This is a genomic window from Haloarcula halobia (genome assembly GCF_029338255.1).
Taxonomy (GTDB): domain Archaea; phylum Halobacteriota; class Halobacteria; order Halobacteriales; family Haloarculaceae; genus Haloarcula; species Haloarcula halobia.
Genome location: NZ_CP119787.1, coordinates 2,123,233 through 2,143,445, shown reverse-complemented (window position 1 = coordinate 2,143,445; position 20,213 = coordinate 2,123,233). Strand labels below are relative to the sequence as shown.

Sequence of the window (20,213 nt, the reverse complement as noted above, 5' to 3'; positions counted from 1 at the left end):
GGAACGTATGGACGCCTACGACGGGCCGACGGGGACGACGCTGTACGTCGATACCACCGACGGCGACATCGGGACCAAGGGACCGTTCTACGTCGCGTATACCGACACAGCGGGCACGCGACGGTGGGGCTACTTCTGCAGTAACTGCGAGACGTTCGACAACGCCATGGACTCCATGGGGCGTATCCGCTGTAACGAGTGTAGCAACCTCCGGAAACCCGACGAGTGGGACGCTGCACACGAGTGACCGCTACCTGACTGTACGTGGATTCCTGTCAGTAGGAACGTTTATGTCCCCCCCATTGGTACTGAGTGGCAGATGGGGGCCGTTACCACATCGCTAGGCGAGCAGGCTCGGTCGATATTCGACGAACTCGGCTACACCGTGTCGCGTACTGGCTCAGAAATCCACGCGGAGTACAAGTGGCGCACTGTCACCGTGTCCGTACTCGAACCGGACGAGACGCCACCGGACACCGGCGAACTCAGGTGTTTCGTCACACGGGACGGTGACGTCGGCCGTCTCTATAACCGGTTGCGGGGGATGGACCTGTCCTACGAGTGGGCGCTCATCGGCGTCCGGGACGACGGGGAGTACGAGGTGTTCCCCGCCGACACCACGCCCACATTTTAAGCCCGCGACGCTCGATTCGCCGGCGTGCAAGTCGACGTCCTCAACCGCGCGTTCGAGCAGATCGTAACCAACGTCACCGACGCGCTGCCAGACATAATCACCGGCATCGTCTTCCTCGCGGTAGCCGCGGTGCTCATCAAACTCGTCATGGTCGTCGTCAGGGCGGTCCTGAAGAACGCCTTTCCAGGCGAATCGACGGTCTACCGCCAGTTCATCGCCGTCCTGGTGCTGGTGTTCCTGTGGTTCGCGGTCGTGCTCTCCTTTCTCTCTATCGTCGGGCTCACCGCTATCGCTGCGTCGCTGGGCACGGCGACCGGGTTCCTCGCACTGGGGGTCTCCTACGCCCTGTCGGGGATGATCGCCGACGCCGTCGCCGGCGTCTACCTCCTCCGGGACCCCGACTTCAACCCCGGGGACCACGTCACGGCCGGCGGCGTCACGGGCGAAGTCGTCGCCATCGAACTCCGGAAGACCCGGTTCCTGGTGGACGGCGACACCGTCGTCAGAGCCAACGCGGACATCGAGAAGCAGTGGACGAAGAACGCCAGCACGTAGCACAGGGGTAGTTAAGAGTCCTGACCACAAAGGTAACCCTATGTTCGTCGGACACGGCCTGTTGGCGTTCTCGCTCGTGGCCCTCGCCGCGGACCGGTGGGGGCTCCCGCGAGCACGTGCGCTGACGCTCGGTGTGCTGGCCGCGCTCTTTGCCACCGTGCCCGACGTCGACGTCGTCTACGCGCCGGTGGGCCTCCTGCTGCGGTCGGTCAACTCGCTGGGCCCGGACGTGTTCTGGGAGACGGCCAACGTCATCCACCGGGGACCGACTCACTCGCTCGTGATGGGGACGGTCCTGGCCGTCGCCGTCGCGCTGTGGGTGTCCGGCCGTAACCCGGCGCGGGTGCTCTCGATCGGCGTGGTGGGCGGACTCGCCGCCGTCGCGACGCTGTTCAGCGGCGGGGTGGGCGGCCTCGTGGTCCTCGTCTACGGGCTGGGCGGCCTCGCGGTGGCGCTCCTGACCGAGCGGTTCGACGTGGCCCCGCGCCAGGCGCTGGCCGTCGCACTCGTCGGCCTCCTCTCGCACCCCTTCGGCGACCTCTTCACCGGATCGCCGCCGCCGATGCTCTACCCGTTCGAGGTCACGCTGTTCGCAGAGCGTGTCCTCCTGCACCCCGACCCGACTGGACACCTCCTGGCGGCGTTCGCCGTCGAACTGGCGACAGTCTGGCTGGCCGTCTGGACCTACGCGCGACTCAACGGGTACACGCTCACGGCGCTGGTCTACCCCCGGGCCTCGCTCGGCGTCGGCTACGCCGTCGCCGTGTTCGTCCTCCCCGCCCCGACACTCGACCAGTCGGCCCACTTCGTGTTCAGCGTGCTCGCCCTCGGTGCGGTCGGGACGCCCGTCCGGTCGTTCAGCGAGGGTGTCGACTGGCTCCAGGCGCTCGTGACGGGACTCGCCGCCATCACCATCGCGGCCGTGGCGTACACGCTTGCATACGGCCTGCTCTGACCGGCTGTCGGGCGAGACGGGAACGTGTGTGCTCGTTGAACAGGTCGATCGGCCCGTAGCCGATAGCATTTTCGGGGTCGGGTGGTTTGCAGAGAGTATGAACCGGGACGTCACCGACCTCCTGCGCGACAAGCAACTGAACGCGTTGGTCGGGTGGACCATCGTGGCCGTCCTTTTCGCCGTGGCCGCGACGAGTCTCCTCGGGGGGAACCACCTTTGGACGGTGTTCGCCGCGACGGTGGGGGTGCTGGCGGTGTTACCGCCAGTCATGCTCGTCAACCGCTACGCGATGTTGCCGTGGGAGATACTCCTGCTGGCGTCCCTCCCCGTGGTCGGCCGCCTGTTCGCGACGGTGCCGGTCACCGGGAACCTGGCCAGTTACCTCTCGGTGGCGGCCATCGCGCTCATCATCGCCGTGGAGCTCCACGTGTTCACGCCGGTCCGGATGACGCCCCGCTTTGCCGTCGTGTTCGTCGCCATCGCGACGATGGCCGCGGCCGGCGGGTGGGCCGTGCTCCGGTGGGGGGCCGACGTCCTGCTGGGGACGACGTTCGTCCTCGACCCGGCGCTGACCGAACACCAGATCGAGGAGGCGCTGATGTGGGAGTTCGTGGCCTCCACCATCGCCGGGGTCGGGGCCGGCCTCGTCTTCGCGTTCTACGTCCGCCGCCAGCTGGGGACACGTCGGATACCGCCGGAGGTGCAACCGGAGCCATGAGGCTGCGCGACCGCATCGGCGTCGGTCGCCGACGACAGCGCCAGATATCGCGGTTCCTGACGCTCTGTCTCGTCGGCATCTTCGCCATCGGCCTGGAGCGTGGCAACCTGGGCATCATGGTCAACACGGGCATCGGCCTGCTGGTCACGCAGTTGCCGTCGCTGCTCGAACGCGACTACGGTATCGCGCTCGACCCCGCCCTGACGCTGTGGATCACCTCGGCCGTCTTCCTCCACGCGCTGGGGGTCGTCGGTCTCCCCGGCGCCGAGCAGAACTTCTACGCTACGGTCCCCCTGTGGGATAACGTGACACATGCGCTCTCGTCGTCCGTGGTCGCCGCCGTCGGCTACACGACGGTTCGGGCCCTCGACAGGCACTCCGAGGGGCTCTACCTCCCGCCCCGGTTCATGTTCGTGTTCCTCCTCCTGTTCGTGATGGCCTTCGGCGTCATCTGGGAGGTCATCGAGTTCTCTGTCTCGCTTCTCGCCGAGGCGACGGGGAACCAGACGATCCTCACCCAGTACGGCCTCCGTGACACGATGCTCGACCTGGTGTTCAACACTATCGGCGCCATCATCGTCGCCGTCTGGGGGACGGCCCACCTCACAGACGCCGTGGGCTACGTCGAGGAGTTGCTGGAGTCCCGCACCGGCCTCCGGCCGTAGTTTTATGTCGTCACCGGACGACTCGACACCACGCCATGGTGTTCAAGAAGATTACACTAATCGGTACCAGTCCCGAGAGCTTCGACGCTGCCGCCGACGACGCCATCGAGCGCGCCGAGCAGACGCTCGACAACCTGAAGTGGGTCGAGGTGGAGGAGCTGGGCGTCGAGATCGCCAGCGTCGAGGGTCGCGAGTACCAGGCCGAAGTCGTCGTCGCCTTCGAGCTCGAGGAGTGATCAGCCGTCGAGTCGAGTCCACTCGACCCCGTCGCGGACGAGTCCGGCGACGAGCAAGCGCGTGGAACCGGTCACGGCGATGTCCCGTTCGAAGCGGAGTCGACCGTCGAGGGTCGAGAGCACGACAGTCAGGGGACTGTCGCTCGTGAGACCGTAGGTCCGGGGGAGGACACCCTCGTAGGTGACCCCCCGACCGCCGAGTACCGTCTCGCTGGCCTCGAACAGGACCGTCCCGTCCAGTGTGACCTGGACAACGAGACTCCGGCGGGAGGCCCGCTCGTTTCGGAGTCGCAGTGACGCCCCCTCCTCGAACGGAGCCAGCTCGCCGTCGGCGGGACCGGGCGTCGTCGCGTCCGGTGACGGAACCGGTACCGGAGTGACAGTCTCCCGGCGGCTGTCGCTCACCGTGTTACAGCCAGCCAGTCCGGCGAGCGAGCCCAGCGCGGACAGGACCGCACGGCGAGAACGTGTCGGCCGGTCAGGTCCGGAACGATTCGCCACAGCCACACTCGCTGACGACGTTCGGATTCTCGACGTGGAAGCCCGCTCCCTGGAGGCCGCCCTCGTAGTCTAACACCGACCCCTCGATGTAGTCGATGCTCGCGCCGTCGACGAACACCCGCAGGCCGTTGCGCTCGAAGACGTTGTCCTCGGCCTCCGGTTCGTGCTCGAAGCGCATCCCGTACGAGAGGCCGGCACACCCGCCCTGCTGGACGTACAGACGCAGGCCCGCCGCCTCGAGGTCCATCCCCTCGCTCTCCATGAGCTCGCGCGCCTGGGCTGCCGCCTCTTCGCTGACGGCCACGTTCGTCCCGCCCGGTTCCGGTTTGGCGTCGTCGGCGGTGCTACTCATGGGAGAACGTGCGTTCCGGAACGGGTTAACAGTGACGCCGACCTACTCCTCCGAGCGCCTGCGGACACTCTCGGCGTGGGCTTCCAGGCCCTCGGCCTCGGCGAGCGTCGTGATAGTCCCCGAGAGGTCGCTGAGAGCGTCGGCCGAGAGTCGCTGGACAGTCGTCGAGCGGACGAACGTGTCCACGGAGAGGCCGCCGGTGACGCGCGCGGCACCGCCCGTCGGGAGGACGTGGTTCGTCCCGGCGGCGTAGTCGCCCGCGGCGACCGGGCTGTAAGAGCCCAGGAACACCGACCCGGCCGAGGGGATGCGCTCCAGGAGGTCCTCGTCGTTTGCCGCCTGTATCGAGAGGTGTTCGGCGGCGTACTCCTCGGCGAACAGGACCGCCTCGCTCATCGAGCGCGCCAGGAACACGCCCGAGGCGTCGTTCTCGAGGGCCGCTTCGATGACCGCCTGGCGCTGTCGCCCGTCGACCTGGGCCTCGATCTCGTCTACGACCGCCTCGGCGAGGGCCTCGTCGTCGGTCACGGTCACCACGGAGGCGTTCTCGTCGTGTTCGGCCTGGGCGACCATGTCCGCGGCCACGAACGCGGGGTCGGCCGTCTCGTCGGCGACGACCATGATCTCGGAGGGGCCGGCGAGGAAGTCGATGGCGACGTCGCCCCGGACCGTGGCCTTCGCGGCGGTGACCCAGCGGTTCCCGGGGCCGACGACGATGTCCGTCCCGCTGACCGTCTCAGTGCCGTAGGCCAGCGCGGCGATGGCCTGTGCCCCGCCCACCTGGTAGACGGCGTCCGCGCCGGCGACGTGGATGGCCGCGAGCGTGACGGGGTTGACCGGGTCGGCCGGCGGCGTCGCGACGGCGACGTGGTCGACGCCGGCGACCTTCGCCGGGATGACGCCCATCAGCGCGCTGGAGGGGTAGGCCGCGGTGCCGCCGGGCGCGTAGACGCCGGCGCTCTCCAGGGGGCGAAAACGACGCCCGAGTTCCCGGCCGTCGAAGTCCTCGCGCCAGTCGTCGGGCACCTGCCGTTCGTGGAACTCGCGGACGTTCTCGGCGGCCGTCTCGATGGCGGCGAGCACCTCGTCGTCTACCTCGTTCGCGGCGCGTTCGGCGGCGTCGGTGATGTCGACGTTCCCCACTTCGACGCCGTCGAACTCGCTGGCGAAGCGCCGCAGCGCCACGTCGCCCTCCTCGCGCACCTGGTCGACGATGTCCCGGACGTCGTCGCGCACCGCCTCGACCCCGGCGTCGCGGTCGAACAGCGCTGCCCGCTCGTCTGGTGCGAGGTCGGCAACCGTACGTACGTTCATAGGCGGCGTTCGTGACGCGTGGAAAAACGGGTTTCCCTTTCGACGGGCCCGGTCGGCGCGTCCCAACAGACCCAAACTGCTGGCCGAGAACAGCTGCGTATGACCGACGCCACCGAGGACTGGGCAGAGCGACTGCGCGCCAACCGCGCCGAGAAAGACCGGTTCCTCGCCGAACACGACCAGTCGCCCATCCCGCCCGACGAGCGCGACTCCTTCGAGGGACTGCACTACTACGACCCGGACCCGGCCTACCGTGTCGAGGCGACGGTGACGGTCCACGAGGACCCAGAGCCCGTTGAGATGGACACCACGGCCGGCCGCACGGTGCGCTACCTGCGCGTCGCGACGCTGTCGTTCGACCTCGACGGCGACCGGGTCGAACTCCACGGCTACCGCCAGGCGGGCGACGACCCGACGTCGCTGTTCGTCCCGTTCCGCGACAAGACGACCGGACAGGAGACCTACCACGAGGGTCGGTACCTCGAACTGGAGGCCGACCGGGAACTCGAGGACGGCGACACCTTCACGGTCGACTTCAACCTCGCGTACGCCCCGTTCTGTGCATACAGCGAGGCGTTCGACTGCCCGGTCCCGCCCGAGGAGAACTGGCTCGAGACCACCGTCGAGGCCGGCGAGCGCGATCGGTAGCCGTCTCTACGGGTCCCGGAAACCCCACCCGAAGAACGAACATTTTTCGTCGTACCGACGCTACATGACGTATGGAAACAGTCGCCCGAGAGCGCCCCGTCGTCCGGTCGGCCGTCGCCCTCGTCGCGGCCGTCGGCCTCGGCGGCGGCGGCCTCTTCCTGGGATTTGTGTTGGCCCTCCTCGCCGGGTTCGTCCTCTCGGCCGGCGTCGGCATCGAGATGACGCCGGTTCGCTTTATCGTCATCAGCCTGATATTCGTCCAGGGGATCGGGGCAGCCGGCGTCGCGCTGACCTATCGCAAGTATCGCCCGCGACTCGCGCCGAAGGTTCGGTCCGTGCTGGGTCTGTCCGGCGGCGTCTCCTCGCTCTCGCTGCCGGCGGCGGTGCCCACGGTCGGACAGGTCCTCATCGTCGGCGTCGGGTACGTCGCCGCCATCGGTGCCGCCATGGTCGGGGGCCTCGTCGTATCGTCGCTGAACGTCCAGACCGGCCAGAACGCCGCCGCGGAGGTCGGGATGGAGAACCCCGAGGTGCTGTTGTTGCTCATCCCGGCGTCCATCCTCCTCATTGGCCCCGGCGAGGAACTGCTCTTCCGGGGCGTGGTCCAGGGCCGACTCAAGGAGGTGTTCGGGTGGCAGGTGGCGGTGGTCCTCGCCAGCGTCATCTTCGCCGCCCTCCACTGGTTCGCACTCAGCGGCGGGTCCACCACCGGGAACCTCGTCGTCCTCGGCGTGCTGGTCGGCCCCTCCCTCGTCTTCGGCCTGGCCTACGAGTTCACGGACAACATCGTCGTCCCGTCGCTCATCCACGGCGTCTACAACGCGACGCTGTTTACCCTGCTGTACGTCGCCATCGAGTACGGCGAGGGGCTGCCCGAGGCGGCGCTGGTGTTCTGATACTGCCGGCTGTACGTTCGTACCAATTCTCGGCACCCCGGGGAGCCGAGTATTTTCTACATGTTACAGCCGGCAGTATGAGTGACCCTCTCAGAGCGTAAAGCGCGAGACCGTCGTCCCGGCCCGCTCCAGGTCCGTCCCCGACGCGGCGGCGACGATGCAGGTGTTCTCGCCGTACTCCATCTCGAGGCCGACCTCGAACGTGCCGTCCTCGGGTTCGACCAGCGCCGAGTCCACGGGCGTCTTCACCGCCACGAGCGCGCCCGTGGTCTTGCCGTTGAAGACGATGCGCTCGCCCTGGAACCGGGTGTCGACGCTGAGTGCCGGCCCCCGGTCGTGTTCGTGAACCTCCCTCTCAAGGTAGCGCTGGCGGACGAATTCGGGCGTCTCGACCGGCTCGCCGGCGTCGATGCCGTGGGCCAGTCGGACGAACTGGGCCATCGCCCAGGCCAGCGGCGTCGCCGCACCCGTCCCCTCGCCTGGTTCCCAGTCGTAGTCGGTGGTGTACTGGCGGTCCCAGACCTGTTCGGCGAGCATCCGCCCGGAGTTGGCGAAGGCCGCCATCGCGTCGAGGAGATCCTGGGGGTCGTCGCTCGCTGCCTCGCCCTCCGTGAGGAGCTCGTACTCGCCGCGCTCGCCGGTCAGGAGCGGCCAGAGCCGTCCTTTACCGTTGTGTTCGACGGACCAGGGCCCCCCCTGGTCGCCTCGCTCGCGCTCGCCGTAGCCGTCGCCGTTGTAGCGGTAGAAGGCCGGCTTGCCGTCCAGGTCGACGCGGATGGTCTTGTCGACCTCGGCCACCGAGTTGCGGACGACCGCGTCGTCCCAGGGTTTGATGCCGAGACGGACCAGTTCGAGGAACCCGGCGTCGACGATGTCCCGCTCGTCGAGGGTCGGCCCGCCGTTCGCGAGCGTCCGCTTGACCCCCGACTCCGGTTCGCCCTCGCGGGTCACCCTGACGTAGTACGGCGTCCGGTCGTGCTTCTCGGTGCCCGTCTCCGTCGCGGTCCAGGACTCGACGACGTTGGTCCACTGGTCGGCCAGCGCGAACCACGAGAGGGCGTCGGCGTCCCGGCCGGTGTCCATCGCCACCTTCCCGGCACAGACGAGGCCGGCGATCTCGGCGGCGATGGTCGAGGGGGAGTAGCCCGCCTCCTCCTCCCAGCGCTCCTGTGAGGTCGCTGGCCCGTTCCGGGCGACGTAGTCGGCCGACCGCCGCAGGTTCCCGAAGTCGTAGGCCACGTCCTCGAAGTCGACACCGCGCTCCCAGAGGTGGTAGGCCATCACCTGCGGGAACGAGATGTTGTCCATCTGCTCGCCCACCCAGCGCGTCTCGCCGTTGACGTAGGTGTTCTGTGGCACGAACCCGTCCGGTTGCTGCTGGTGTTCGTAGACGAACTCCAGGTGGTCGATGGCCCGGTCCAGGCCGTCGACGGCGTCGAAGACGGTAAAGACCTGGTAGAGGTCCCGCGACCAGACGAAGTTGTACCCGACCCCCTGGGCCTTCGAGGCGGTGACCACCTCGCCCCAGGGCACCGACGGCGACGCGACCGACGCCCCGTCGAAGGTCTTGTCCTCGACGGCGAGCAGCGTCATCAGCGCGCTCCGGTACTGGGCGGCCAGGTCCGGGTCGCCGGCGACGGAGTCCGGCAGCGGTTTGTCCGCGAGGAAGCACTGCCAGCTGTCCCGGTAGCCGTCGCGGATGGACTCGTACCCGGCCGCCAGCGCACCCTCGGCCTCGCCGAGTGCCGCCGCGGTGTCGGCCTTGCCCGCGAACCCCAGCGCGATGCGGGTGTCCGTCTCCGCGCCGCTCCCGATGCGACCCACGAGGACGACGTGGTCGCTCTCGACGCTGTCGCGTCCGGCCGGCAGCTCCTCCTCGGAGAAGAGCGTCTGGAGGTGCCGGTCGCCGGCGACGCCGACCGTCGCCCAGTCGAAGCGGCCCTCGGCGGCCAGCGCGAGCGCCACCGAGTAGCCCTCGCCGTCCTCGTCGACCAGCAGCGGCGGGGTGGCCGACTGCGTGTAGGCCTCCGCGTCGCGAGCGACCAGGTGGTGACCGGTCGACCCCGAGAGGCGAAGGCCCCGTTCCGTCTCGCCCGTCGTGCTCAGAGCGGTGTCGGCGACGGCGAAGACGTCGTAGGTCTTCCCGTCGCGGGCCTCGAACGTGACGTCGGCGACGACGGCGTCGTGGTCCGGGTCGGCGGCGTACTCGACGGTCAGGGACCACGCGTGGCCGTGGCCGTCGCTCTGTTCGGTGATGACGTGCCGGAACAGGAGGGCGTCGTCGGCCGCCGGTTCGACGCGCCTGTCGACGGTGTCGGTGGCGCTGCGCCGCCGGTTTTCCTTGTGTGTCCGGACGACGTACTGCTCGTCCCGGCAGCGTACGAGGAAATCCAGCGTCCGGAGGTTCATCAGGTCGATGCGCGGGAACCGGGCCTCCGTCAGCGCCCCTTCGGTGAGCGTGAACCACACCCGGGAGGGGTCCTGACTGCCGTGGTCAGCGACGGTACTGACGCCGTACTTCTCCCCGGTCGTCCACCGCAGCCGCTCTTCGGGCCCGGTCGGGGCGGGCGCCGTCGGCAGGGCGTTTTGCTCGCCGAGCACGGTCGTGGCCCGCAGTCTGAGGGCGTGGGCGGCGCCCAGCGGGGTCGCCCCGTCGAGTGTCCCGTCGTCGAAGACCTGCGCCGGGAGGTACCCCACGTCGCTGGTCAGCGGCCCCTCCTCCCGCAGGAGGTTGTACAGGTCGCTCCCGCGCTTGAGGAACGCCTCGCCGCTGCGGCCGTAGCCCTCCAGCAGTTCGCCGAGGGTGGCGGCGGCCGCGGCCCCCATCGCCGTCGCGAGCGGCCAGATCTTCTCGTCTGCCTGGTCCATAGTCCGCCAGCGGTCCCCCTCGAACCGTACGAGGCCGCCGACGGGGTTGCCGGGCGGGTTCCGGTACAGGCCGTTGAGCAGGGCACCGACGTGACTCGACAGCCGGTCCAGGTCCGTCTCCGAGAGCGTGACCGACTCCAGCGAGGCGTAGGCCCGGAACGCGTCGACCAGCGCGAACGTCGAGGCGTCGAGGCGCCGGTCCGGGATGCCGTTGCCGTCGAGTCGCTGGGCGAACGTCCCCGCGTCGTCGCCCCACAGCTCGTCCAGTGCCTCGTAGACACGGTGGGCGCTGTCGGTCGCGGCGGCCTCCACCGCCGGTCCGACCGGCGCTCTGGCGACCGCCACGTAGGCCTCGATGTAGCAGGCGGCCGTGTGGGCGAACTGCCCCATCGTGTCCTCCCAGACGTTCTGACACAGTTCTGGCAGCCCGTTCTGGTCCAGCGAGCCGTCCATGGCGTCGACGGCGTCGGCCAGTGTCTTCCGTATCTCCCCCGCCAGGACGTCGTCGATGTCGTCACCCCGGGTTCGGAGGAACCGGGCGAGGAACGCGGTCACCTGAGCCGACTGGTGGGCCTGGAACTCGCCGGAGGTGTCGTCGTTCTCGACTCGCGCGTTGGCCCACCCCGGGGCCAGGTCCCCGTCCGACGCCCAGACGCGGTGGGGCCAGGTCCCGTCCTCGAGCTGGCCAGCACAGTAGAAGGCGGCCTTATCGGCGAGGCGGTCGGCGACGCCGAGGCCGACGCTGTCGTCGACGGCGAGCAAGTTCTTCGCGACGGTGGCATCCTCACCGAACCAGCAGTAGCCGTAGCCTCCCGAGTTGACGAAGAAGGGGTCGAAGTCGGGGGCCGAGACGTGGGCCCCCGTCGGCGCGAGCAGGAGGTCGAGGACGCGGAGGTCGGTCCGGACCACCGAGGGGCGAGGGGACTCCTCGGGGACCGTCACCGACGTCCGTTCGCGGGCCGCCGCACGCAGGTCGTCGGACGTCTCGTGCGTGCTGACGCAGTGTCTGAGGTCCGCGAGGGCCTCCTCGCGGGAGATCGCGTCGTGGTCGGACAGCTGTGTCACGAGCGAGGTCCGCGCCGCGCGACCGGTCTGTTCCAGCGGCGCGGTCACCAGGATGTCGCCGCTCAGGTGGGTGTCCTCGTAGCGCCGGGCGGCGACGTCTCGGGGGAAAGAGACAGGCTCCTCGCCCAATAGTTCGTCGAACCGCTCGGGGACCTGGCCGTGGACCTCGTCGAGGCCGGTCGAGGCAGTCACGTAGTCGTGTTCGTGGTGGTGGAACACCTCGACGGCCTTGCTCCCGTCGGGCCCGCCGTCCTCGTGGATGAGGCGGCCCACGCGGGTCTCCCGCCCCTCCGGCGCGAGCGTCATGAACGCGACCAGGTGGGCCTGTGACGGGACGGCACCGCGCAGTTCGACGTGGGTGACGTGGGCCCGCCCCAGCGTCAGGTCGTACTGGTGGACGGTGAACTCCCCCACGTCGTACTCGGTCTCGACGAGGTTCGTCTCGCGGTAGTAGTGCTGGCGAATCGTGTCTAAGTCGGCAAACCAGTAGGTTTCCGTCCCGGTCCTGATGCCGAGCTGCGAGCGGTCGATGCCGTACAGTTCAGACAGCGGCGCCGAGAAGTCACGGAGATAGCCGTCGGCGTCGACGTGCACCAGCCGGTCGCCGTGACCGGAGAAGGCTCCCTCCGTGGTCCGCCGCTCCCCGGCGTACCTGTCGGGGTCAGACCGGTCGCGCTTGTAGTTGTTGAGCGCCGTGCGCAGCCGCATATCCCACCCCTACATCGCGTCGTGTATAGTAAATTGGGTGATTTCGGGTCGCGACGGGAGAATACCTAAGGGGTTCACCCACCGAGTCGGCGTATGGACGACCCGGCAGACACCACGGAGGCGACCGAGGACGAGACCGTCTCTTTCGAGATGGACATCGTGGACGGCGAGACACGTATCGTCGTCTCGGGGGACCGCGACACCGCCGTCGTCGTCGTCTCGGCGTCGGGCGAGAAGATATACCTGCCCCCGGAGGACTTCGACCGGTCGGCGACTGAGGGCCGACAGACGCCCTACGACAGCCCGTACCAGTCACAGAGCGGGAGCGGCGACAGTCCCTACGACTCTCACCCCGACGCCACCTCCGTCACGGGCCTGGAACCGACCGCCGACGGGTACATCATACAGCACCCGGAACCGGTGACTGACGTCCGGTTCCTCCGCTAACTGTCGGCGTCCTCGAGGACCTCGTGGTAGAACTCGACGTGTTCGTCGCCGACCTCCTCCCAGGTCCGCTCCTCGTACTCGATGGGCGAGTCGATGTCTAGGGCGTACTCGATGCCCTCGGCGATCGAGTCGGAGTTCGGGTCCACCTCGATGACGCAGTCGTCCGGAAGGATCTCGCCGGCGCCGTTCTCGCAGGCGAGCACGCGCGTCCCGACCGAGAGCGCCTCGACGTAGGTGATGCCGAACGGTTCGGCCAGCGACGGGGAGACGAACAGGTCCGCGCTGGCGTAGTAATCGCCCAGTTCCGCCTGGGGAATGTACCCCGGGAACCGGACCCGGTCCTCTACGCCGAGCAGCTCGGCGAACCGCTCGAGCTGCTCGGTGAGGTGGCCCGAGCCCCCGAGCACGAGCGTGACGTCGTCGCGGTCGAGCTTCGGGAGGGCATAGAGGAGATAGGAGATACCCTTCTGGTCGGTGTGGCGACCGACGAAAAAGAGCATCTTCCCGTCGATGTCGAGTTCGGCCTTGACGTCCCGGCCCGTGGCCTCGACGGAAGAAAAGCCGTTGTAGATGACCGTCGAGTCGGCGCCGTACTCCGCCTGTATCTTCCCGGCGGTGAACTCGCTGACGGCGACGAGGTGGTCGGACCGGTCGGCGACGCGCTGTTCGGTCTCGACCTCCCGTTCGGGCGGGTTGACGTTCCGGTCGGACGACAGGGAGTGGAAGGTCGTTATCCACTCGACGTCGTGGGCGGACTTGGCTCGCGAGCCCGGGTTGTAGCCGAACCAGTCGTTCGTGTGGATGATGTCCGCGTCCTCGGCGTGGTCGGCGAAGGCGCCCGCCAGCCGGCCGATGCGGGTGATGATGTCACCTTTCCCCGTCGGGACGCCGTGGATGTTCTCACGCCCCGCCGGTGCGTACTCCTCGGGCAACACCAGCTCGAACTGGACGTCGTCGCGGGGCTGCATCACCTCGAACAGTTCCCCGATGGCCGTATCCAGGCCGCCGGTGATGTTCGGTGGGAACCCCCAGCCAAGCATCAGCACTTTCGGTGGCATGTTCGGATACCCGAGTGGATGGCCGATGCGGTTATGTACCTTTGGGCACGGCCGTCCGACGGGGCCCACAGCCCCCTTCAGCAGCCCCCTCGGAAAGTATCGGACCGTTGAAGGGGGTGTCGGATGAACACCTTCCCATGCGATTCGAACGACAGAGTGGACTCTTTCTCCACCACACGTCGCTGCCGAGCCCGCACGGCATCGGGGACCTCGGGGCCGGCGCTCGCCGGTTCGTCGACTTCCTCGAACGGGCCGACCAGTCGCTCTGGCAGTTCTGTCCGCTCGGCCCAACCTCGGCCGAGCTGGGGAACTCGCCGTACCAGTCGTTCTCGGCGTTCGCCGGGAACCCGCTGCTGGTGGACCTGCGTGACCTCGGGGACCGTGGCTACCTGACCGACGACGAGCTCGACCCGCCCGAGGGCGTCGCCGCCCGCTCGGTGAACTACGGGACGGTTAGCGAGTTCAAGCGAGACCGCCTCCGCATCGCCTACGAGCGCTTCGACGACGACGCGAGCGAGGCCGACCGGGAGGCCTTCGAGGCGTTCCGCGAGCGTGAGGCGGGGTGGCTCGACGGGTACGCGCTGTTCATGGCGCTGAAGGCGGAGTTCGACGGCCAGATCTGGACAGACTGGCCCGACGAGGTCAAGACTCGCCAGTCCGAGGCGCTCGAAGACTACCGCGTGGAGCTGGCCGACGAAGTGGGCTACCACGAGTTCGTCCAGTGGGTGTTCGACGAGCAGTGGCAGGCCCTCTACGAGTACGCCAGCGACGCCGGCGTGCAACTGGTCGGCGACCTGCCCATCTACGTCGCGCTCGACTCGGCGGACGTCTGGGCGGCCCCCGAGGCGTTCCAGCTGACCGAGGACAACGACCCCGCCGTCGTCGCCGGCGTCCCGCCCAACCCCGACGACAGCGGCCAGCGCTGGGGGAACCCCCTCTACGACTGGGGGACGTTGGCCGAGAACGACTACGACTGGTGGATCGACCGCCTGGAGCGACTGTTCGAGCTGGTCGACATCACGCGTCTCGACCACTTCAAGGGGTTCGACGAGTACTGGGCTATCCCCGCCGACTCGGACGACCCCGCCGACGGCGAGTGGCGCGACGGACCCGGTGCCGACTTCTTCGAGACGGTCGAGGCCGAACTCGGCGACCTCCCCTTTTTCGCCGAGGACCTCGGGTTCGTCGACGAGAGCGTGATGTCGCTTCGCGACCGCTTCGAGTTCCCCGGGATGCGCGTGCCGCAGTACGCCGACTGGTGCCAGGAGGGCCACATGTACCAGCCGATGCACTTCCCGGAGAACGCCGTCGGCTACACCTCGACCCACGACACCGACACCATCGTCGGGTACTACCGCCAGCTCGACGACCACCAGCGCGACTGCCTGCACTACAACCTCGGCACCGACGGCAGCGAGATCAACTGGGACATGATCGAGGCGGTCTGGAACTCCAACGCCGTCGTCGCCATGACGACGATGCAGGACCTGCTTGGACTGGACAGCGACGCCCGGTTCAACCTCCCCGGGAGCGCCACCGGCAACTGGCAGTGGCGCGTCACCGAAGACGGGTTCGACGAGGACGTCGCCGAGCGGCTGCGCCAGGTGACCGACCGGACCATCCGGTAGTCCGACGCGTGTGCTCCCCGTGCCGCCCGCGACACCGGCGGCGCCGTCCTCAGCGCCGACGACGGCACCATCCCCGCGGCCCGCTGGACCTTCGCCGAGCGGATCGGGACGTTCGTCGAGTCGGCGTGCGCGGCCGGCCACAGTCGGATGGACGGGCCGGTAGTCGTGCCGAACCGGAGTGAGTACGACTGGAGGGTCCCGAACCGGACCGGCGAGTCCTGACTCGTGAGAACGGGAGAATTAAACCGCGCCCTCACGGAACGCAACCTATGGACCTGTTCGGGACGGCCGGCATCCGAGGCCCCGTCGACGCCGACGTCACGCCAGACCGGGCACTGGCGGTCGGCCGGGCCGCCGGCCGAGACGGCGGGACGTTCGTGGTGGGGTACGACGGCCGTGTCACCTCCCCGGCGCTCGCCGACGCGGTGGCTGCCGGGCTCGAGAGCGCCGGCGCACAGGTGGTCGAGCTCGGTCGAGTGCCGACGCCGGCGCTCGCCTACGCCTCGCGGGGCCGGCGCGGCGTCATGGTGACCGCGAGTCACAACCCCCCGACGGACAACGGCCTCAAACTGTTCGTCGACGGCGTCGAGTACCACAGCGACGCCGAACGCCGACTCGAAGCGCGCGTCGGTGCCGACGCGGCCCCGGCGTCGTGGAACCAGTGGGGCGCGTCCGAACGCGAGGACGTCCTGCCGGCCTACCGGGCGGCGGTGGCCGAGTACGCCCGCTCGTTCGGCGGTCGCCCGTCGGCTCTGACCGTCGCCGTCGACTGCGGGAACGGAACGGCGGGGGTCGCGACACCGCAGGTCCTCCGGGATCTGGGCACGGACGTCGTCGCCACGGAAGCGAACGTCGACGGGCACTTCCCCGCCCGCGAGAGCAAACCGACGGCCGAGTCCCTCGCCGCCCTCCGGGCGTTCGTGCGAGACACCGACGCCGACCTGGGCATCGGCCACGACGGCGACGGCGACAGACTCGTGCTCGTCGACGGCGAGGGCGAGGTTGTCCACGAGGACACGGTGGTCGCGATGCTGGCCGAGGAGTACACCGCCCGGTCGAGCGCTGCTGACCCGGTCGTCGTCACCACGCCGAACGCGTCGGGTCGCATCGACCGGCGCGTCGAGGACGCCGGGGGGCGTGTCGAACGTGTCCGTCTTGGCGCGCTCCACGAGGGCATCGCTGCAGTTCGCGCCGACGCCGGCTCGGACACCGAGGTTGCCTTCGCCGCCGAACCGTGGAAGCACGTCCACCCCGGCTTCGGCGGCTGGATAGACGCCGTCGCCAGCGCGGCCGTCCTGGCCCGGCTCTTCGCGGCGACACCGCTCGCGGAGCGACGGGCCGTCGTCGACGAACGGCCCTACCGGAAGGTGAGCGTCCCCTGTCCGGAGGCGGCCAAGGCTGGCGCGATGGAGACGCTCGCCGAGACGCTGCCCGCGGCCTTCCCGGATGCCTCGATATCGACCGACCACGGCGCCCGGTTGTCGTTCGACGACGGGGCCTGGACACTCGTCCGCCCCAGCGGCACGGAGCCGTACGTCCGCGTCTACGCCGAGAGCGAGTCCGTCGACGACCTGGTCGGCCGCGTGGAATCACTGGTCCGGGCCGCCGTCGACGACGCGAGCTGAGGCGAGAGACCGCTCCGTGGGCCCCGGCGGTGGCTATTTCACCCGGCCAGTCCACCCGTGACCATGGACGACCTCATGCAGGCCGCACGGGACGCCATCGACGCGTCGTACGCGCCCTACTCCGAGTACCGGGTCGGCGCTGCCATCGAGACGGCCGATGGCATCGTCTACACGGGCTGTAACGTCGAGAACGCGAACTACAGCAACAGCCTCCACGCCGAGGAGCTGGCCGTCGGGGCGGCGGTCCGGGACGGCCATCGCGAGTTCTCGCGGCTGGCCGTCTCCTCGGCCGCTCGGGACGGCGTGACGCCCTGTGGGATGTGTCGCCAGACGCTCGCGGAGTTCTGTGACGAGTCGCTGCCCGTCGTCACGGACGGCGAGGACAGGACGGAGTACACGCTGGGGGAGCTCCTGCCGGAGACCATCTCGCCCGCCCACCTTGGCAAATGACCGGCGACAGCGAGGACCCGAGCGACGAGGTCCAGTACCACCTCGAGGTGGGCCCCGGCGACGTCGCCGACAGCGTGCTCCTCCCGGGGAACCCCGAGCGCGTGGCGAAGGTGGTCGACGACTGGGACGGCCACGACGTCGTCGGCGACCACCGCGAGTACCGCACGGCGACTGGTACGCACGAGGGGACGCCAATCTCGGTTACCTCCACCGGCATCGGGTCGCCCTCGGCGGCAATCGCCGTCGAGGAACTGGCCCGCGTCGGCGCGGACACGCTCCTCAGGGTCGGGTCCTGTGGGGCCATCCGCGAGGAGGCCGGCGTCGGCGACCTGATAATCACGACGGGGGCGGTCCGCCAGGAGGGGACGAGCAAGGAGTACGTCCGCGAGGACTACCCGGCGAGCGCGGACCACCGCGTCGTCTCGGCGCTGGTCGCCGCCGCCGAGGAACTGGGCTACGACTACCACCTCGGCGTCACCTGCTCGACGGACAGCTTCTACGCCGGCCAGTCACGCCCCGGCTTCGATGACTTCGAGGCCCGCGGGAGCCAGGAGCGCCTCGAGGAACTCCGCCAGGCCGGCGTCCTCAACTTCGAGATGGAGGCCGCGAGCATCCTCACGCTCGCCAGCATCTACGGCCTCCGGGCGGGCGCGGTCTGTACCGTCTATGCCAACCGCGTGACCGGGGAGTTCCGGACCGAGGGCGAACGCAAGGCCGCGAAGTGTGCGAGTCTCGCAGTGACGTATCTCGAACGGATGGACGCGACCGTCGAGGCGAGCGACAGCGACGGCTGGCACGCTGGCCTCTCGATAGACCGATAACAGAGGGTTCCCGACCGCCTCAGTGCATACCGCGCCGAACGACGTGAGGCGCGGTTTCACTTCACGCGACCGAGCGGAGCGAGGGGGGCGTGAAGGACGTTTTTAGCGTAGATTTTTGCGAGGAGTGGTGCCCGCAGCGTCGCCTTCGGCGACGCGAGGACACCCGACGAAGTAAAAAGGTACTACATGTCCGGCCACGCCTTCGCGGCGCGACCGATGCCGGTGACGTCGGCGATCCAGCGGGCGGCGATGCCCTTCTTGAGGATCTTCGCCGGGAGGCCGCCGAAGGTCGAGATGGGCAGGCCCATCACGTCGTGGGCGACGGCCTTCTCGCCGACGGAGATGACCGTCCCCTTGTCCTTGTGGGTCCAGGTGGTCAGGGGCTGACCGCGGACGGCGCGAGCGAGGTTCTCGCCGGCGACCTCGGCGGCCTGCCAGGCGGCCTGGGCCGTCGGCGGCGCCGGCTGTTCGCCCGGCTGGTCGATGAGGGCACAGTCGCCGATAGCGAAGACGCGCTCGTCGTCGGTCTGGAAGTCGCTCTCCGTGTGGATTCGGTGGTTGCGCTCGTCCTTGTCGAGGTCGACGTCACGGACGGCGTCGCGACCGGTGATGCCGCCGGTCCAGACGAGGACGTCGTAGTCGAGTTCCTCGTCGTCGCCGATGTAGACGGTCTCTTCGTCGACCTCGCCGATGAACTCGCCACACATTATCTCGACGTCGCGCTCGACGAGACGCTTGCGGAGCGAGCCCTGGAGTTCAGGGTCGTTGCCCGGGAAGATCTCGTCGAGGCCCTCGACGAGATGAATCTCGATGGGGGCGTTGTGCCTGTCACGGAACTCCGCGACCTCGCCAGCGGTCTGGATACCAGAGAGGCCCGCGCCACCGACGACGACCTGTGCGGGGTCGCTCTGCGTGGCCTCGCGTGCGGCGTCCTGGATGGCCTCGTGGATGCCCAGCGCGTCGTCGAGACTCTTGAGCGTGTGGGCGTGCGTCTCGAGGCCCTCGATGCCGAAAAACGCCGTCTGGGAGCCAAGACAGACCAGGAGATAGTCGTAGTCGACGCCGTCGTTGTCGGCGAGTTCGACGACGCGCTCGTCGGTGTCGATGTCGACGACCTCGTCTTGGATGAACGACGTCGTCGGTTCCTTTATCTCGTTGACCGGGATCGTGATCTTGTCCTGGACGGACGGATCGCGGATGCAGCGGTGGGATTCGTGGAGGACGAGGTGATAGTCCGTATCCGAGATCCACGTCAGATCTGCATCACCGTTCAACTCGTCTTCGAAACTCTTGACGGCGCCTGCACCGGCGTAGCCAGCACCGAGCACGACGACCTTATCAGTCATATCTCACGTTGAGGAGTGGGGTGATACAAAGGCTTTGAAACGTCTGCGAGCGCGCCGTCTTCCCGCGATAATAATCATGTGGGATGTCGGTCGGAATCGGGACTGGAGAGTGGGGCGCCACAGAGAGACCGCAGAGAGAAATCGCGACCGGACTAGTGCTCGGGTTCGCCCGCCGGTGCTCGCATGTCGTCGATGGTCAGGATGAGCTTGTTGTTGGTGTCGTCCTTTCCTTCGACGGTACCGATTATCTGGAGTTTCGACAGCGGGGTCGGGCCCACCGTGACGGAGTCGCCCTCGTGGAACCCCGAGATAGACCCCTGCAGCTGGATCTCGGCGCGACACTCCTCGGGGTGGTGGACGCTGGTCAGGTCGATCTCCTCGACGTTCGAGTGCTCGACGAGGTCGCCGTTGTGTCGGAGGGGGACCTCTGCGGCCTGTTCCATGTCCTGGATCTGCAGGGCGTCGTAGGCCGTCGCGGTCGGCTTGTAGCCGCCCTTCGGACCCGGGACGCCCTCGACGAGCTGGAGGGCTTTGAGGCTCTGCATCTGGTTTCGAATCGTTCCGGGATTGCGGTCGACCTCGGCGGCGATGTCCTCGCCCTTGACGGCGGACTCGCTCTCCCGGTACAGGTTCACCAGTTCCTGGAGGATGTTCTTCTGACTCGGAGTCAATTCGATTGATGACATATTCTCTCGTTCGGTGTAGCTGTCCTTAAACCCGGCG

The 20,213-nt window shown here is 68.4% G+C and carries 21 protein-coding genes; 14 read left to right on the top strand and 7 right to left on the bottom strand.

Going from position 1 to position 20,213, the window contains the following annotated elements; translation table 11 throughout:
- The first annotated feature begins 7 nt into the window (after nucleotides 1-7).
- From P1K88_RS11355 to P1K88_RS11325, 7 genes are all read left to right on the top strand, one after another.
- Nucleotides 8-247: a DUF5816 domain-containing protein gene (locus P1K88_RS11355; RefSeq protein ID WP_276410286.1), complete on the top strand. Its 240-nt coding sequence runs from the start codon at nucleotides 8-10 to the stop codon at nucleotides 245-247.
- Between the two features lie 72 nt (nucleotides 248-319).
- The gene (locus P1K88_RS11350) at nucleotides 320-634 is read left to right on the top strand and encodes a DUF7116 family protein (RefSeq protein WP_276410285.1); all 315 of its coding nucleotides are present in this window, start codon (nucleotides 320-322) and stop codon (nucleotides 632-634) included.
- Between the two features lie 24 nt (nucleotides 635-658).
- The gene (locus tag P1K88_RS11345) at nucleotides 659-1,189 is read left to right on the top strand and encodes a mechanosensitive ion channel domain-containing protein (protein ID WP_276410284.1); all 531 of its coding nucleotides are present in this window, start codon (nucleotides 659-661) and stop codon (nucleotides 1,187-1,189) included.
- 40 nt (nucleotides 1,190-1,229) lie between these two features.
- Nucleotides 1,230-2,144: a metal-dependent hydrolase gene (locus P1K88_RS11340; protein WP_276410283.1), complete on the top strand. Its 915-nt coding sequence runs from the start codon at nucleotides 1,230-1,232 to the stop codon at nucleotides 2,142-2,144.
- 97 nt (nucleotides 2,145-2,241) lie between these two features.
- A complete protein-coding gene (locus P1K88_RS11335; protein WP_276410282.1) occupies nucleotides 2,242-2,862 on the top strand; it encodes a hypothetical protein in 621 nt (206 codons plus the stop codon).
- Nucleotides 2,859-3,527, top strand: coding sequence for a DUF2238 domain-containing protein (locus P1K88_RS11330; protein ID WP_276410281.1), 669 nt, complete (start codon nucleotides 2,859-2,861; stop codon nucleotides 3,525-3,527). Before P1K88_RS11335 ends, P1K88_RS11330 begins: the two co-directional genes overlap by 4 nt.
- A gap of 35 nt (nucleotides 3,528-3,562) precedes the next feature.
- A complete protein-coding gene (locus tag P1K88_RS11325; protein WP_276277503.1) occupies nucleotides 3,563-3,763 on the top strand; it encodes a dodecin in 201 nt (66 codons plus the stop codon).
- On the opposite strand, the gene P1K88_RS11320 is transcribed toward P1K88_RS11325, so the two are convergent.
- The 3 genes from P1K88_RS11320 to hisD form a co-directional block, all read right to left on the bottom strand.
- Nucleotides 3,764-4,168, bottom strand: coding sequence for a hypothetical protein (locus P1K88_RS11320; protein WP_276410280.1), 405 nt, complete (start codon nucleotides 4,166-4,168; stop codon nucleotides 3,764-3,766).
- A 73-nt stretch (nucleotides 4,169-4,241) separates the two neighbouring features.
- Nucleotides 4,242-4,616 carry a HesB/IscA family protein gene (locus P1K88_RS11315; protein WP_276410279.1) on the bottom strand — a complete coding sequence of 125 codons (375 nt, stop codon included), beginning with the start codon at nucleotides 4,614-4,616 and terminating at the stop codon, nucleotides 4,242-4,244.
- 42 nt (nucleotides 4,617-4,658) lie between these two features.
- On the bottom strand, nucleotides 4,659-5,930 hold the full coding sequence (gene hisD / locus P1K88_RS11310; protein ID WP_276410278.1) for a histidinol dehydrogenase: 1,272 nt from the start codon (nucleotides 5,928-5,930) through the stop codon (nucleotides 4,659-4,661).
- Nucleotides 5,931-6,029: 99 nt separating this feature from the next.
- On the opposite strand from hisD, the gene P1K88_RS11305 reads away from it, so the two are divergent.
- Together P1K88_RS11305 and P1K88_RS11300 are read left to right on the top strand one after the other, a co-directional pair.
- Nucleotides 6,030-6,578 (top strand): DUF1684 domain-containing protein, encoded by a 549-nt coding sequence (locus P1K88_RS11305; protein WP_276410277.1) that lies wholly within the window; start codon nucleotides 6,030-6,032, stop codon nucleotides 6,576-6,578.
- Nucleotides 6,579-6,649: 71 nt separating this feature from the next.
- A complete protein-coding gene (locus tag P1K88_RS11300) occupies nucleotides 6,650-7,474 on the top strand; it encodes a CPBP family intramembrane glutamic endopeptidase (protein WP_276410276.1) in 825 nt (274 codons plus the stop codon).
- A gap of 90 nt (nucleotides 7,475-7,564) precedes the next feature.
- On the opposite strand, the gene P1K88_RS11295 is transcribed toward P1K88_RS11300, so the two are convergent.
- Entirely contained in the window at nucleotides 7,565-12,115 is a 4,551-nt protein-coding gene (locus P1K88_RS11295; protein ID WP_276410275.1) for a DUF7997 domain-containing protein, read from the bottom strand.
- 93 nt (nucleotides 12,116-12,208) lie between these two features.
- On the opposite strand from P1K88_RS11295, the gene P1K88_RS11290 reads away from it, so the two are divergent.
- Nucleotides 12,209-12,562 carry a DUF7510 family protein gene (locus P1K88_RS11290; RefSeq protein ID WP_276410274.1) on the top strand — a complete coding sequence of 118 codons (354 nt, stop codon included), beginning with the start codon at nucleotides 12,209-12,211 and terminating at the stop codon, nucleotides 12,560-12,562.
- On the opposite strand, the gene P1K88_RS11285 is transcribed toward P1K88_RS11290, so the two are convergent.
- Nucleotides 12,559-13,620: a glycosyltransferase family 4 protein gene (locus tag P1K88_RS11285; RefSeq protein WP_276410273.1), complete on the bottom strand. Its 1,062-nt coding sequence runs from the start codon at nucleotides 13,618-13,620 to the stop codon at nucleotides 12,559-12,561. The two genes, P1K88_RS11290 and P1K88_RS11285, sit on opposite strands and share 4 nt — an antisense overlap.
- A gap of 137 nt (nucleotides 13,621-13,757) precedes the next feature.
- Between P1K88_RS11285 and malQ the strand changes: the two genes are divergently transcribed.
- The 4 genes from malQ to P1K88_RS11265 all read left to right on the top strand — a co-directional run bounded on the left by malQ (nucleotide 13,758) and on the right by P1K88_RS11265 (nucleotide 18,144).
- Nucleotides 13,758-15,248, top strand: coding sequence for a 4-alpha-glucanotransferase (malQ, locus tag P1K88_RS11280; RefSeq protein ID WP_276410272.1), 1,491 nt, complete (start codon nucleotides 13,758-13,760; stop codon nucleotides 15,246-15,248).
- Between the two features lie 269 nt (nucleotides 15,249-15,517).
- The gene (locus tag P1K88_RS11275) at nucleotides 15,518-16,873 is read left to right on the top strand and encodes a phosphohexomutase domain-containing protein (protein WP_276410271.1); all 1,356 of its coding nucleotides are present in this window, start codon (nucleotides 15,518-15,520) and stop codon (nucleotides 16,871-16,873) included.
- Nucleotides 16,874-16,936: 63 nt separating this feature from the next.
- Complete coding sequence (gene cdd / locus P1K88_RS11270; RefSeq protein ID WP_276410270.1) at nucleotides 16,937-17,323, top strand: cytidine deaminase; 387 nt, start codon at nucleotides 16,937-16,939, stop codon at nucleotides 17,321-17,323.
- Complete coding sequence (locus P1K88_RS11265; RefSeq protein WP_276410269.1) at nucleotides 17,320-18,144, top strand: nucleoside phosphorylase; 825 nt, start codon at nucleotides 17,320-17,322, stop codon at nucleotides 18,142-18,144. The genes cdd and P1K88_RS11265 overlap by 4 nt, the downstream gene beginning before the upstream one ends.
- Nucleotides 18,145-18,326: 182 nt before the next feature.
- Here the strand turns inward: P1K88_RS11265 and P1K88_RS11260 are convergent, their stop codons facing one another.
- The gene (locus P1K88_RS11260; RefSeq protein ID WP_276410268.1) at nucleotides 18,327-19,490 is read right to left on the bottom strand and encodes an NAD(P)/FAD-dependent oxidoreductase; all 1,164 of its coding nucleotides are present in this window, start codon (nucleotides 19,488-19,490) and stop codon (nucleotides 18,327-18,329) included.
- A gap of 152 nt (nucleotides 19,491-19,642) precedes the next feature.
- The gene (locus P1K88_RS11255) at nucleotides 19,643-20,176 is read right to left on the bottom strand and encodes an HTH domain-containing protein (protein ID WP_276277488.1); all 534 of its coding nucleotides are present in this window, start codon (nucleotides 20,174-20,176) and stop codon (nucleotides 19,643-19,645) included.
- Nucleotides 20,177-20,213 lie beyond the last annotated feature (37 nt).

Coding starts and splice junctions, on each gene's coding strand:
- P1K88_RS11260 (WP_276410268.1), bottom strand. CDS start 19,490: ATGACTGATAAGGTCGTCGTGCTCGGTGCTGGCTACGCCGGTGCAGGC.
- malQ (WP_276410272.1), top strand. CDS start 13,758: ATGCGATTCGAACGACAGAGTGGACTCTTTCTCCACCACACGTCGCTG.
- P1K88_RS11355 (WP_276410286.1), top strand. CDS start 8: ATGGACGCCTACGACGGGCCGACGGGGACGACGCTGTACGTCGATACC.
- P1K88_RS11285 (WP_276410273.1), bottom strand. CDS start 13,620: ATGCCACCGAAAGTGCTGATGCTTGGCTGGGGGTTCCCACCGAACATC.
- hisD (WP_276410278.1), bottom strand. CDS start 5,930: ATGAACGTACGTACGGTTGCCGACCTCGCACCAGACGAGCGGGCAGCG.
- P1K88_RS11315 (WP_276410279.1), bottom strand. CDS start 4,616: ATGAGTAGCACCGCCGACGACGCCAAACCGGAACCGGGCGGGACGAAC.
- P1K88_RS11325 (WP_276277503.1), top strand. CDS start 3,563: ATGGTGTTCAAGAAGATTACACTAATCGGTACCAGTCCCGAGAGCTTC.
- P1K88_RS11290 (WP_276410274.1), top strand. CDS start 12,209: ATGGACGACCCGGCAGACACCACGGAGGCGACCGAGGACGAGACCGTC.
- P1K88_RS11305 (WP_276410277.1), top strand. CDS start 6,030: ATGACCGACGCCACCGAGGACTGGGCAGAGCGACTGCGCGCCAACCGC.
- P1K88_RS11295 (WP_276410275.1), bottom strand. CDS start 12,115: ATGCGGCTGCGCACGGCGCTCAACAACTACAAGCGCGACCGGTCTGAC.
- P1K88_RS11300 (WP_276410276.1), top strand. CDS start 6,650: ATGGAAACAGTCGCCCGAGAGCGCCCCGTCGTCCGGTCGGCCGTCGCC.
- P1K88_RS11350 (WP_276410285.1), top strand. CDS start 320: ATGGGGGCCGTTACCACATCGCTAGGCGAGCAGGCTCGGTCGATATTC.
- P1K88_RS11340 (WP_276410283.1), top strand. CDS start 1,230: ATGTTCGTCGGACACGGCCTGTTGGCGTTCTCGCTCGTGGCCCTCGCC.
- P1K88_RS11255 (WP_276277488.1), bottom strand. CDS start 20,176: ATGTCATCAATCGAATTGACTCCGAGTCAGAAGAACATCCTCCAGGAA.
- P1K88_RS11330 (WP_276410281.1), top strand. CDS start 2,859: ATGAGGCTGCGCGACCGCATCGGCGTCGGTCGCCGACGACAGCGCCAG.
- P1K88_RS11275 (WP_276410271.1), top strand. CDS start 15,518: ATGGACCTGTTCGGGACGGCCGGCATCCGAGGCCCCGTCGACGCCGAC.
- P1K88_RS11265 (WP_276410269.1), top strand. CDS start 17,320: ATGACCGGCGACAGCGAGGACCCGAGCGACGAGGTCCAGTACCACCTC.
- P1K88_RS11335 (WP_276410282.1), top strand. CDS start 2,242: ATGAACCGGGACGTCACCGACCTCCTGCGCGACAAGCAACTGAACGCG.
- cdd (WP_276410270.1), top strand. CDS start 16,937: ATGGACGACCTCATGCAGGCCGCACGGGACGCCATCGACGCGTCGTAC.